11 protein-coding genes are annotated in these 12,165 nt (G+C 73.2%); 7 read left to right on the top strand and 4 right to left on the bottom strand.

Going from position 1 to position 12,165, the window contains the following annotated elements; genetic code table 11:
* Positions 1–99 precede the first annotated feature (99 nt).
* Positions 100–1,407, top strand: a complete 1,308-nt coding sequence (locus Air01nite_RS25225) for a serine/threonine-protein kinase (protein WP_203705734.1) — start codon at positions 100–102, stop codon at positions 1,405–1,407.
* Here the strand turns inward: Air01nite_RS25225 and pepN are convergent.
* On the bottom strand, positions 1,404–3,962 hold the full coding sequence (gene pepN, locus Air01nite_RS25220) for an aminopeptidase N (protein ID WP_203705733.1): 2,559 nt from the start codon (positions 3,960–3,962) through the stop codon (positions 1,404–1,406). The two genes, Air01nite_RS25225 and pepN, sit on opposite strands and share 4 nt — an antisense overlap.
* 160 nt (positions 3,963–4,122) lie before the next feature.
* Here pepN and Air01nite_RS25215 point away from each other — a divergent pair, with 160 nt between their 5' ends.
* The 4 genes from Air01nite_RS25215 (at position 4,123) to Air01nite_RS25200 (ending at position 6,801) form a co-directional block, all read left to right on the top strand.
* Positions 4,123–4,749 carry a mycothiol-dependent nitroreductase Rv2466c family protein gene (locus Air01nite_RS25215; protein ID WP_203705732.1) on the top strand — a complete coding sequence of 209 codons (627 nt, stop codon included), beginning with the start codon at positions 4,123–4,125 and terminating at the stop codon, positions 4,747–4,749.
* 76 nt (positions 4,750–4,825) lie between these two features.
* On the top strand, positions 4,826–5,074 hold the full coding sequence (locus Air01nite_RS25210) for a hypothetical protein (protein ID WP_203705730.1): 249 nt from the start codon (positions 4,826–4,828) through the stop codon (positions 5,072–5,074).
* 55 nt (positions 5,075–5,129) lie between these two features.
* Positions 5,130–6,320, top strand: coding sequence for a DUF1015 family protein (locus Air01nite_RS25205; RefSeq protein ID WP_203705728.1), 1,191 nt, complete (start codon positions 5,130–5,132; stop codon positions 6,318–6,320).
* Between the two features lie 13 nt (positions 6,321–6,333).
* Positions 6,334–6,801 carry a ribose-5-phosphate isomerase gene (locus Air01nite_RS25200; RefSeq protein WP_203705727.1) on the top strand — a complete coding sequence of 156 codons (468 nt, stop codon included), beginning with the start codon at positions 6,334–6,336 and terminating at the stop codon, positions 6,799–6,801.
* Here Air01nite_RS25200 and Air01nite_RS25195 read toward each other — a convergent pair.
* Together Air01nite_RS25195 and Air01nite_RS25190 are read right to left on the bottom strand one after the other, a co-directional pair.
* A complete protein-coding gene (locus Air01nite_RS25195; RefSeq protein WP_308439983.1) occupies positions 6,798–7,133 on the bottom strand; it encodes a hypothetical protein in 336 nt (111 codons plus the stop codon). The genes Air01nite_RS25200 and Air01nite_RS25195 overlap by 4 nt on opposite strands.
* Before the next feature lie 210 nt (positions 7,134–7,343).
* Positions 7,344–8,573, bottom strand: coding sequence for a GNAT family N-acetyltransferase (locus Air01nite_RS25190; protein ID WP_203705725.1), 1,230 nt, complete (start codon positions 8,571–8,573; stop codon positions 7,344–7,346).
* A gap of 78 nt (positions 8,574–8,651) precedes the next feature.
* Here Air01nite_RS25190 and Air01nite_RS25185 point away from each other — a divergent pair, with 78 nt between their 5' ends.
* Positions 8,652–9,173: a hypothetical protein gene (locus Air01nite_RS25185; protein ID WP_203705724.1), complete on the top strand. Its 522-nt coding sequence runs from the start codon at positions 8,652–8,654 to the stop codon at positions 9,171–9,173.
* Between the two features lie 65 nt (positions 9,174–9,238).
* Complete coding sequence (locus Air01nite_RS25180) at positions 9,239–11,029, top strand: glycosyltransferase (protein ID WP_203705723.1); 1,791 nt, start codon at positions 9,239–9,241, stop codon at positions 11,027–11,029.
* Here the strand turns inward: Air01nite_RS25180 and Air01nite_RS25175 are convergent.
* Positions 10,973–12,142 carry an MFS transporter gene (locus tag Air01nite_RS25175; RefSeq protein ID WP_203705722.1) on the bottom strand — a complete coding sequence of 390 codons (1,170 nt, stop codon included), beginning with the start codon at positions 12,140–12,142 and terminating at the stop codon, positions 10,973–10,975. The genes Air01nite_RS25180 and Air01nite_RS25175 overlap by 57 nt on opposite strands.
* Positions 12,143–12,165: the final 23 nt, after the last annotated feature.

Here is a 12,165-nt window from a genome sequence, read left to right as displayed (position 1 = left end):
CAGTGTCATTTCTCCCCGTTCAATGATCTTCGGTTACCGGGGTACAGCGTGTGGACGTCGCGCTGTGTCACACTGACGGGCCGACGAAACGGACGACACGTGCGGAACCACCGGACCCTGTTGTACGGCCTGGCACGGAACCCCGCGCTGACCGCGACCACGTTGGACCGCCTCGTCGCGGTCGGGGACGACTCCGTCGACCACGAGCTGGCCGAACGGGACGACCTGGCCCCACGGCACGTCGACCTGCTCGTCGGCAGAGGCGAAGCCGGCACGTTGGCGACCCTGGTGCGGCGCGGCCACGCGCCGCTCGCCGCCGCAGCGGATCAGCCGTGGGCGATCATCGCGTTGCTCGACGACCACGACGTTCCGGCCGAATGGTTACGCCGCGTCGCCGCCGACCCAGACAGCGACCTCCGCGCCGAGCTGGCGCTGAGCGTCAGGTGCCCGGCCGACCTGCTGCGGTCGCTGGCCCTCGACGCCGACGTCGCGCCCTCGGCCGCCGCTTCGGACGCGCTCACGCCGGAACTCGCGACCGAACTGGCTCGGCACCCGGACTCCGCGGTGCGCCGCGCTTTGGCCGGCAACGAACGGACCCCGCCCGGGCTGCTGGCGAAGCTGGCGGTCGAGCCGGTGGACGAGGTCCAACTGGCCGCGGCCGGAAACCCCGCGACGCCGGCGGCGGTCCTGCTGCCGCTCGTCGGCCATCCGTATCCACTCGTCCGCATGGCGCTGGCGCAGCGGCCCGACCTGACGCCGGAGGTCTACGCCGCGTTCGCCGTGGACGCCGCGGCGGCCGTCCGGGCGAGTGTGGCCGGCAACCCGGCGCTCGGCGAGCCGTTGATGCGGGCGCTGGCCGCCGACCCGGCGCCGGGGCCGCGGCGGGCGCTCGCGCACAACCCCGCCGTGCCCGTCGAGGTCATGGCCGGGCTGGCCGTGCACACCCGCATCGGTGACACCTTGCCGCCACGGCTCGGCGCCGCGACCGAGGACGAGGTCCGCCGGCTCGCGGCCGGGCCGCTGCGACCGTTGGTCGCCCTACGCTCCGACCTGCCACCCGATCTGGTGTCCGCCCTAGCCGAGGATGCGGATGCGGGGGTGGCGCGGGCGATCGCCGCGAACCCGCTGGTGACGCCCGATCAACTGCGGGACATGGCGGCGCGACATCGCGGCGGACGTGTTGCCGCCCGGATCGCCGGCAATCCCGGCTGTCCGAGTGATCTGCTGGGTGCGCTGGCCGCGCGGCACGGCAGCGCGCGGGTCAACCGCGAGATCGCGCGGCATCCCCGCACGCCGCCGGACACGCTGGCCGCGCTGATCGATCACGAGGACCACCTGGTGGCCGAGGCGGCCGCGGCCAATGCCGCGTTGCCCGCCTCGGCCGTCGAGCGGATCGCTGCGTCCTAGGCGGAGGCCGCGATGTCGCGGGTGCGGGCGTGGAGGGCGCGTTCGGTGCTGTCACGGCCCTCGGCGACCAGGCGGCGTAGGGCCGCGGGGTGGCCCGGCTCCGCGAGCCACGCGTCCGCCGCCGCGACGACGTCAGTGCCGATCGTGTACGTCGGGTACGCGTACACGACGAACTCCTGTGCCGGCTCGCTGTCGCGCATCGACCAGACCGCGGCCGCCGACTCGAAGAAGCGTGTCGCGTACGGTGCCGTCAGCTCGACCTGGGCCGGGTGCTGGAAGCCCGACAACAGCGCCCGGTTGCGCCAGTTCGGCAACTCCTTGGACTCCGTGAGCTGGCGCCACACCGCGGCCTTGTTCTCCGCCGTCGGGATCAGGGCGTGGGTCTCCGCCGCCTCGCGTTCGCCGCTCGACGTGCGGTCGCGGGCCAGCTCCGCGTCGATCTCCGCGGCCGACGCCGCGCCGTTGGCGACCAGGGCGCGCAGCAGCGACCAGCGGAACTCCGTGTCGATCGGCAGGCCGGCGGGGACGTTGTCGCCGCCCAGCCAGCCGCGCAGCTCCGCCAGGTGCTCGTCGGAGCGGGCCGCCGACGCGAACGCGCGGGCCCAGGCGAGCTGGAAGCCGCTCGCGGGCGCAGCCGCGAGCATCGCGGTGCGGGCCGTGTCGGCGAGCTGGGTCCAGCCGGTCGGCGCCCACTCGGGGTCGGCGTAGAAGGACAGCGCGCCCGCCGCCTGGCGCAGCGTCGCCGTGACCAGGTTGATGTCGGCCTCGGCCGGCGCGCCGGCCGCCACCAGGGCGACGTAGTCGCGGGCCGCCAGCTCGCCGTCGCGCAGCATGTCCCACGCGGCCGCCCAGCACAGGGCGCGCGCCAGCGACGACTCGAAGCCGTCGATGTGCTGCACCACCGTGGCCATCGACCGCTCGTCGAGGCGCAGCTTGGCGTAGGTCAGGTCGTCGTCGTTGAGCAGCAGCACGTCGGGCGCGCGCACGCCGGTGAGCTGCGGCACCGCGGTGCGCTCGCCGGTGACGTCGATCTCCAGCAGCTCGCGACGGACCAGCTTGCCCTCGGCGGTCAGGTCGTAGAGGCCGACCCCGATCCGGTGGGTGCGCAGCGTCGGGTAACCGGCCGGCGCCTCCTGCAGGACGACGACGGACTCGTAGGCACCGGAAGCGTCGATGGCCACCTGCGGGCGCAGCGTGTTGACCTGCGCGGTCTCCAGCCACTGCGCGGCGAACTTGCGCAGCTCGCGGCCCGACGCGGCCTCCAGCTCGCCGAGCAGGTCGTCGAACGTCGCGTTGCCCCACGCGTGCCGCCCGAAGTAGGCGCGCAGGCCGGCCAGGAACGGCTCGATGCCCACGTACGCGACGAGCTGCTTGATGACCGACGCGCCCTTCGCGTACGTGATGCCGTCGAAGTTGACCTCCACGGCCTCCAGGTCGGGCATCTCGCAGTAGACCGGGTGCGTGGAGCTGAGCTGGTCCTGCCGGTAACCCCAGTTCTTGCGGATCGACAGGAACGTCGTCCACGCGTCGGTGAACCGGGTGGCGTTGGTGTTGCACCAGTGGCTGGCCCACTCGGCGAACGACTCGTTGAGCCACAGGTCGTTCCACCAGCGCATGGTGACCAGGTCGCCGAACCACATGTGGGCCAGCTCGTGCAGGATCGTGTTGGCGCGCTGCTCGTATTCGAAGTCGGTGACCTGCGAGCGGTAGACGTACGCCGACTCGGCGTGGGTGACGCAGCCGAAGTTCTCCATCGCGCCGGCGTTGAAGTCGGGCACCCAGAGCTGGTCGTACTTCGGCAGCGGGTACCGGACGCCGAACTGCGCGTGGTAGAAGTCGAAGCCCTGCGTGGTGATCAGGTTGAGGGCGTCGGCGTCGAAGTAGGTCGCCATGCTCGCGCGGCAGAAGTAGCCCAGGTCGATGCCGTCGTGCGCGAAGCGGACCTCGTGGTAGGGCCCGGCGCAGAGGGCGGTGATGTACGTCGACATCCGCTCAGACCGTGCGAAGTGGACGGTCTTGGTCTCACCGGCCTCGTCGACCTCGGAGACCGGCATGTTGGAGATGACCCGCCAGTGCGCCGGCACGATCGCGTGCCAGGTGTAGACGGACTTGAGGTCGGGCTGGTCGAACGCCGCGTACACGCGCTGCGCGTCGGCGGTCTCGAACTGGCTGTAGAGGTAGGTCTCGCCGTCGACCGGGTCGACGCTGCGGTGCAGGCCCTGGCCCGAGGTCGAGTACGCGAAGTCGGCGTCGACCACCAGCTCGTTGGTCACGGCCAGCCCGGTGATCGTGAGGCCCTTGTCGGCCGCCCAGCCGCTGATGTCGACCGGCGCGCCGTTGAGCGTCGCCGAGCGCACCGACGCGGCGGCCAGCTCGACGAACGTGGTGGCGCCGGGCTCGGTGCAGGAGAACACGACCGTCGTGGTGGAGCGGAACGTGCGCGCGTCGCCCTGCCCGGCCGAGGCCAGGTCCAGGCTGATGTCGTACGAGGTGACGTCGAGCAGTCGGGCGCGCTCGGCTGCCTCCGCCTGGGTCAGGTTGCGAACACCAGCCACGATCTGTTCTCCACTTCGACAATCCGGCAATCAGTCGAGTCTTCCACGCCCGTCAGGGCCAACCACGGTAACCCACGTCACGACCCCCGGATCGTGCGAAAGGGTCGGACGAGGGTGAACATCAGGGTACGTACCCAACCCCCGTAAGGACGTTGCCGTGATGTCCGATCGTCAAAAGGTCGACATGTGGTTCGACCCTGCCTGCCCCTGGGCCTGGATCACCTCCCGCTGGCTGCTGGAGGTGGAGAAGGTCCGCCCGCTGGACGTGACCTTCCACGTCATGAGCCTCGCCGTGCTCAACGAGGGCCGCGACATGCTCGACGAGAACTACAAGAACTTCCTGCGCACCGCCTGGGCGCCGGTGCGGATCTGCATCGCCGCCGAGCAGAAGTACGGCACCGCCGTGCTCCGTGATCTCTACACCGCGCTCGGCAACCGGATCCACCCCGGCAAGCAGGAGCGCGGCCCGGAGCTGTACGCGGCCGCGCTGGCCGAGGTCGGCCTCGACGCCGCCCTGGTCGAGGCCGCTGAGAGCACCGAGTACGACGAGGCGCTGCGGGCCAGCCACAACGCCGGCATGAAGCCCGTCGGCCTGGACGTCGGCACTCCCGTGATCCACGCGCCGGGGCCGGACGGCGAGCAGGTCGCGATCTTCGGCCCGGTGGTGACGCCGGCACCCAAGGGTGAAGCCGCCGGACGGCTCTGGGACGGCGTCGTACTGGTCGCCGGCACCCCCGGGTTCTTCGAGCTGAAGCGCACTCGCGACCAGCGTCCGATTTTCGACTGATCGGACCCTTTCTCGCTGGCCGACCGATTCGTTGCGTAGGGTGTCGCACGTCACCCTACGCAGCGAAGGATCCCCCATGTCCGGGAGTAACTCCGAGGTCGCCGAGAGCATCGGCGGCGCCTACTGGTCCGTCGACGAAGGCCGCTGGGAGACACTCGCGCCCACCCTTCCCGACGACTGCGCCGACCTGCTCGCCCCGCCGATCCTGGTCGGCGCGGCACCCCGCGGCACCGATCCGGTCCTGACGCTGCCCGCCTGGCTGGGCCCGGACCCCGACGACGCCCCCACCGCGCTCGACCGGCTCGACATGATGGTCACAGCCTGAGACACGGCCCCGGGTGTGCGGCGTCACGCGATCGCTCATCGGTAGCGTTTCGGACATGACGATCGTGCACCCGATCGCCCGGGCCTGGATCACCACCGGCGGCACCGGCGCGCAGAACTACGACGAGTTCGCCGACGACAGCGAGATCACCGCGATCATCGCCGACAACCCGCGCAGCGCGCTCGCGATCGAGATGCCGCACAAGGCCCCGGACGCCGCCGGCCGGTCCTTCCTGGCCTCCTTGCCCGCGGCCGCCCAGCGCCTGGCCGACGCCAAGGACGACGGCAGCTACACGCCCGCCGACCAGGTGGTCGTGCTCTACCGGATCACGGCGCCCGGCCAGGAGCCGGCGTACGGCCTGTGGGCCATGGTCGACACCGACCAGATCTCCACCAGCGCCGACGAGCCGGGCCTGGTGATCCGCAACGAGGACGTCTTCATCGAGAAGGTGCGCGAGCGGGTCGCCCTCGCCGAGGCGGTCGGGCACCTGCTGTCGCCCGTACTCCTGCTGCAGACCGGGCGTGGCGCGGACCTGCACGCCGCCCTGGCCGCCGCCTGCGACGCGGCCGGCGCGCCCGCGGCGACCGACCTCGACCAGGCCGGGCGCACCCACGCGATCTGGCCGCTCGGCCCGGGCGAGACCCAGGACCGGCTGACGGAGCTGGCCGGCGGCGGCGAGTTGGTCGTCGCCGACGGCAACCACCGCAGCCTCGCGGCACAGACCGGCGGGCTGCCCCGCTTCCTGGCCGTGATCACGACGCCCGCGTCGGTCGCGATCCAGCCCTACAACCGGCTCGTCAGCGAGCTCACCAGCTCGCCCGCCGAGCTGCTCGACGCGCTGCGCGCCGCCGGCGCCACGATCTCGCCGGCGACCGGCCTCGACCCCGATTCGGTGATCGTGTACGCCGCCGGCGCCGCGCACGCCGTCGCGCTCCCGCACGACGCCGGGGTGAACCGGGTCGACAACCTCGACCACGCGCTGGTCGAGCGGATCATCCTGCGCGACGCGCTCGGCCTCGAGCCGGGCGACAAACGGATCACGTACGTCGGCGGCGACTACCCGGCGTCGTGGCTGACCGGCGAGGTCGACGCGGGCCGGGCCGAGCTGGCGATCCTGGTCGCGCCGGTGACGGTCGACGACTTCGTGGCGGTCAACCTGGCCCGGGCGAAGATGCCGCGCAAGAGCACGTGGTTCACCCCGAAGGCCCGCGGTGGCCTGGTGCTCGCCGAGCTAGGCACGCACTGAGAGACTGCTGACCATGCGCGTCTACCTCGGCTCCGACCACGCCGGCTACGAGCTCAAGTCCCATCTGGTCGACCATCTCGCCGCACAGGGCTACGACGTGGTCGACGTCGGAGCGCACACCTACGACGCCGAGGACGACTACCCGGCGTTCTGCCTGCACACCGGCGCCCGGGTGGTCGCCGACCAGGGCAGCCTGGGCGTGGTGATCGGCGGTTCCGGCAACGGCGAGCAGATCGCCGCCAACAAGATCAAGGGTGTACGCGCAGCGCTGATCTGGAACCTCGACACGGCCCAGCTCAGCCGGCAGCACAACGACGCCAACGTGGCCGGCATCGGCGCACGCCAGCACTCGCTCGACGAGGCGACCACGCTGGTCGAGGCGTTCCTGTCGACCCCGTTCTCGGGCGCGGAGCGGCACTCCCGCCGGATCTCCGAGGTCTCCGACTACGAGGCGTCCCAGGAACTGCCCGCACTCCCTTAGCCGCGGGGTCGGCCGCCGCCTCTGGGCAGGTCCTCGCGGGGGACCCAGTTGCGGCGGACGACCACCAGGCGCTCCATCGCCTCCGCCTCCTCGGCCGGGCTCGGCCGGGAGGCGTCGCGGGCGCGCATGCCGGCCGTCGGGCTCACCTGCGACGCGCCGGAGCCGACCAGGCCACGCAGGCCGCGCTCGGCCTCCCGGTCCTCGGACGGCGGGAGGCCACCGCGGCGCGGTCGGCTGTGCTCGGCCGGGCGGGTGCTCTCGGCCGGGCGGGTGCTCTCGGCCGGGCGGGTGCTCTCGGCCGGGCGGGTGCTCTCGGCCGGGCGGCTTTCCAGCGGGTCGGGGCGGCGCGGTGCGGGTGGTGGCTCCGGGTCGTGCACCTCGGCGGTGACGGCCGACGGGAAGCCCTCGTCGTCGACCTCCACCGCCGGTGGCGGTGGTGCCGGCCGGGCCGCGGGATGGCGCAGGCGCCGCCGGCGCCGTTCGTTGTCACCCATCCGCGCCTCCCGTCGTGCGTCGTCCGCTGACGCTACCCCGTGACGCCGTCAGAACACCTCCATGCCGCCGGGCGCCTGGTGCCAGCCGAACGCCGTGTCCGCGGCGACCAGGGCGCCCGGGCTCAGCTCGCGCACCAGGCCGGCGCGGCCCAGCGCGGCCAGCGACGTGCCGCCGAGGTAGACCGCGCCGAGCTCGCGCACGTCACAGACCAGGTCCGCGGCGTCCGTGGTGCGGTCGCAGGTGGTCTTCACGCCGTCGGTGGTCACCCGCCAGCGGCCGGCGTTGTCGGGCAGGATCCCGTCGGTCAGCTCGACCACCACGTCGAGCGGCGCGCGGTAGGAACGGGCGCACAGCGCCGCCGGCACGTCCACCACCCGCACCCAGAGGCCGTCGACCACCGTCGGGTTGAGCCGGCGCGGCTCCGGCACCAGGTAGAGCAGCGGCTCGTCGGGCGTCGCCATGCCGTACGTCAGCCGCCTGGTCAGGTCGAGCGAGAACAGGAATCGCCAGATCGCCCGGTAGGCCTCGGGGTCGCCGGCGACGACCTCGCTGACCCGGACCTGGCCGTCGGGGCCGGTGGTGCCCCAGTCGCCGCGCACCCGCCAGATCCCGTAGCCGTCGACGGTGCCGTCGGTGCCCTCGTGCACGACCGCCATGCGCTCGGTCGCGCCGTCGCGCTGGGACGGCAGGTCGGCGAGCAGGTAGCTCCACCAATGCTCGTCGCGGCTCGACCAGCCCGGGCGGTGGGCGCGGAGCCGGTCGTAGAGCGCGACCAGCTCGGGCCGCAGCGTCGCCACCAGGCCGGCGCGCAGCCGACCCGGTGCCGGCTCGGGCAGCCCGGTGCTGGTCAGGTCGGCCTCGATGGACAGGCGTGCGCCGGCGAAGCCGTACCCGAATCGTGGGTAGATCGCCGTCTCACTGGCCCAGAGCGCGGCGATCGGCTCGCGCCCGGCGGCGGCCACGTCCCGGAGCTGCCGCTCCATCATGCTGCGCAGGATGCCCTGCCGGCGGTGGGTGGGCAGGACGCCGACGCCGGTGACGTGCGCGCACGGCAGGACGGTGCCGGGCACGGCCATCTCCCGGTCGTACGCGGCGGCCGCACCGACGATCGTGTCGCCGTCGACCGCGACCAGGCCGCGCGCCGGGTCGTGCAGCGGCCGCTCGACGGCCAGCGCGTCGGGGTCCTGGGTGTGGTGGAAGACGACGCCGAGCATCGCGGCGATCGCGTCGAAGTCGTCGGCGGTGGCCGTCCGCAGCGTCACGTCGGGGGAAGTCATGCCATCTGCGTACCTGATCGCCGCCATACGGTCGACCGGTTTGTCGGGTCGCTACCCTGGCGTCGGGAGGCGAAAACGATGAGCGAGCAACGCGAGCCTTGGGCGGAGCGCACCGTCGAGATGCCGCCGGGGGACCAGAATCCGTTCCGCCGGGGTCGGGCACAGGTGGGCCACGCCCGGTCGGACCAACCGGCGCAACCGCATGTCCCGACCGGGACCGGGTGGCCCGGCGACACCAGTGCGATCCCGCGCCCGGTCTTCTCCGAGGAGCTGCGGCTCTTCCGGCGCGGCGCCGGTTTGATGCTGATGGGCGCGCTCTTCGCGTTCGTCTGCTGGGGGCTCTGGGCGATCTCCGACGGCGGCAGCCTCGGCACGCCGGTGGCGCTGTTCGTGCTCACCGGGCTCGTCGCACTCGGCCTCTACGCCCTCGCCAGGGTGGTCGGGCGGGTGGTGCTGGAGAAGCAGCTAGGCCGGGTGCGCCGGTCGGCCCGCGGCGCGCACCTGGTCACCGCGGTGTTCCTGGCCGGGGTCGGGCTCGCGTACCTCCGGCAGATCGACTGGGTGGTCGACGCCTGGAGCTGGTTCGCCGGGCTCTTCTAGATCGCCACCGCAAAACGGTCACGTCAGGCAAAGCACCCGAGGCCGGTGCCCGTAACGTAGCTTTCGTGCCGTCCTCCTCCTGGTCGCTGCTCGACTGCCCCGCGCCCGCCGGCCGGCTCAAGCGCTGGTTGGGCGTACGCGTGATCAGGCTCCCCCGGCAACGGGTGGTGATCGTCGCGGCCGGCCCCGGCCAACTGCGCGACCTGCTGGCCCAGCCGTCCTCGGCGGTGCCGGCGCGGTCGGTGCGGATCATGGTCTACTGGCAGGCCGTCCGGCCCGGCTGGGCGGGCGCGATCGACCCGCTGCCCCGGCTGCGCCGACACCGGATCTCGCTGCCCCTGCGGCGCCGCGGCCTGGCGTCGGTGACGTTCGCGCTGCACGAGCCGCTGCCGCTGCGCGACATCGTGCGCAGCGGGCTCAGCGCGCTGCTGCCGGTGCGGCGGCTGCCGATGCCGGCGAGCCCCGACATCGCCGCGACGGGCGTCCTGCCGGCCTTCCTGCCGCCGGCCGCGCGGGTCCGCCCGCTGCCGCCACCCGACGAGATCCGCCCGACGGACGTGCTGCTCACCGACGACCCGGCGGCCGACCCGTCGGCGGCCGGCGTGGTCTTCGCCAGCGATCGGCTGACGGCCGGCGGCGCGGTGCTGCTCGACGCGATCAGGATCAACCCGCGCGGCCGCCCGGACCGCACGGCGACCGGCGAGCTGACCCTGGTGCTCGGCGAGGCCCGGTCGGGCCCGACGGTGCGCTCCGGTCCGCTCGACGGCATCGGCCTGGACCAGCTCACGCTGGAGACGGTCCGGCGCCGGGCCACGGTCGCCGCGGATCTCGCCGGCTGGTCGGGCGACCCCGCCGCGGCGGCGGCCCTGCTCGTGCAGATCGCCGCGACGGGTGCCGTGCTGCGGGCGCCGCACCTGCCGCCGGCGGTGGTGAAGCTGCTCTCCCCCGAACTGGCCGCGGTGCTGGCCGAGCCCGTGGGCATCGGCACCGACCCGGTCGCTCTGGAGGTGCGGAGCATCCGGCAGCGCCGGGCCGCGCTGCGCGGCCACGCCGCCGAACTGGTGCTCCCCCGCCTGGCCGCCTTCCCCCAACTGCGGGCGTTGCCGGCGGTCAGCGCGATCCTGATGACCCGGCGCCCGGAGCTGCTCGTGCCGGTGCTGGACGCGCTGGAGAAGCAGTCGTACCCGGAGCTGGAGATCGTGGTCGGCCTGCACGGCTGCCCGCCGCCTTCGGCGCTGGCCGCCTGGGTGTCCCGCTGCGCGCGGCCGGTCCAGGTGGTCGAGGTGCCGGCCGGCGTCGACTTCGGCACGGGCCTGGGCATCGTCACGGCCCGCTCGCACGGCAGCCTGGTGACGAAGGTGGACGACGACGACACGTACGGCCCGGAACACGTCTGGGACCTGGTCCTGGCCCGGCATTACTCGGGCGCGACGATGGTCGGCAAGGGAGCCGAGTTCGTGCACCTGGAGGAGCGCGCGGAGACGATCCGCCGGCGGTTCGGCAACGCGGAGTCCTACGCGGAGTCGGTGGCCGGCGGCACGATCCTGATCGGCCGCGGCGACCTGGAGAACGCCGGCGGCTGGCGGCCGGTGCCGCGCTCGGTCGACCTGGGCGTGATCACGCGGGTCAAGGCCGACGGTGGCCTGATCTATCGGACACACCCGTTCGGGTACGTCTACCACCGCCGCGCCAAGGGGCACACCTGGGATCCGGGTCAGCAGTACTTCCTGGACCAGGCGCTGCGGACCTGGCCGGGCCTGCCGCCCTACGGCGAGTTCGGCGCGGCTTCGGCCGGCCGGTCAGGCGTGGCTGGGCTGGCGGTCGCGGGTGCGGCTCAGGCTGATCAGGACGGTTAGTGCGAGGACGCCTACGACCAGCGTGAAGACGCCGGCGGCCCAGCGCAGGTTGGCGTACTCGATGACGATCCCCACGCCGATGGCCGGCAGGGCCAGGAACGTGTAGAGGATCGCGAAGAACGACGAGAAGGCACCGCCGCGCCGGGCGGCCGGCACGCCGGTGGTGATCGCGCGCAGGCCCGCACTGACCGCGCTGCCGGTGGCCAGGCCGATCACGACGGCGGACGCCAGCAGGGCCGGCAACGACGGGCTGAGCACGGCGATGGCGATCAGGGCCGCGCCGACGATCAGGGCGACGCAGGACGCGGGCAGGGAGACCTGGGGTGGCAACCGGCGGTCGACGAGCTGGCCGATGCCCGTGAAGACGAAGCCCAGGAAGACCACGAACCCCGTCAAGGCCGGGTCGTCGCGGCCCAGTTCGGTCCCGAGCAGGATGCCCGTCACCGCGGTGAGCACGCCGAGCACCGCGAAGCCGGAACCGGCGGCCGCCGACGCGCGCAGGAACTCGCCGCGGATCTCGTGCGGGATGCCGAGCCGTTCGAAGCGGAAGGTGGCCCTGGTCCGCCGGACCGTCTCCGCGACCGTGGCCAGGCCGACGAGGCTGACTGCGATCAACACCAGGACGACGATCCAGCTCAGCCGCAGCGGGTGGCCGGCCCACTGCGCGAGGATGCCGGAGAGCATCGTGCCGGAGGCCAGGCCGCCCATGTTGGCGGCCAGGGCGAGCACGGGCCCGAGCCACTTGCGGTCGGCCGGCAGTTGCTCACCGATCGCGGCCGTGCCGGCGCCGGTGGCCAGGGCCGCGGAGAAGCCGGAGATCACCCGGGCGCCGAGCAGCAGGCCGAGGTTGTCGGAGACGAGGAAGAGGCTGGCGGCCGCGGCGGCGAGCAGCAGCGCGATGGCGAGCACGGGCTTGCGCCCGATCTGGTCGGAGAGCCGGCCGAGGGTGAGCAGGCCGATGACGACGCCGAGCGCGTACACCGCGAAGAGCACCGTGACCTCGACCGGCACGATGCCGAACGACCGCTCGTAGAGCGGATACAGCGGCGTGGGCACCGTCGTCCCGACCATGACGGTCCAGAAGACGAAGGCCGTGATCCCGACATTGCGCACGCCCGCCAGCCTATCCACCAATC

The sequence above is a fragment of the Asanoa iriomotensis genome, assembly GCF_016862515.1.
Classification (GTDB): Bacteria; Actinomycetota; Actinomycetes; order Mycobacteriales; family Micromonosporaceae; genus Asanoa; species Asanoa iriomotensis.
This window is presented reverse-complemented; position numbering and strand designations above follow the sequence as displayed.

Excerpts from the sequence above, each read along its gene's own strand:
- Air01nite_RS25200 (WP_203705727.1), top strand. The coding sequence starts at position 6,334 with ATGCGCGTCTACCTCGGCTCCGACCACGCCGGCTACGAGCTCAAGTCC.
- Air01nite_RS25190 (WP_203705725.1), bottom strand. The coding sequence starts at position 8,573 with ATGACTTCCCCCGACGTGACGCTGCGGACGGCCACCGCCGACGACTTC.
- Air01nite_RS25205 (WP_203705728.1), top strand. The coding sequence starts at position 5,130 with ATGACGATCGTGCACCCGATCGCCCGGGCCTGGATCACCACCGGCGGC.
- Air01nite_RS25185 (WP_203705724.1), top strand. The coding sequence starts at position 8,652 with ATGAGCGAGCAACGCGAGCCTTGGGCGGAGCGCACCGTCGAGATGCCG.
- Air01nite_RS25210 (WP_203705730.1), top strand. The coding sequence starts at position 4,826 with ATGTCCGGGAGTAACTCCGAGGTCGCCGAGAGCATCGGCGGCGCCTAC.
- Air01nite_RS25215 (WP_203705732.1), top strand. The coding sequence starts at position 4,123 with ATGTCCGATCGTCAAAAGGTCGACATGTGGTTCGACCCTGCCTGCCCC.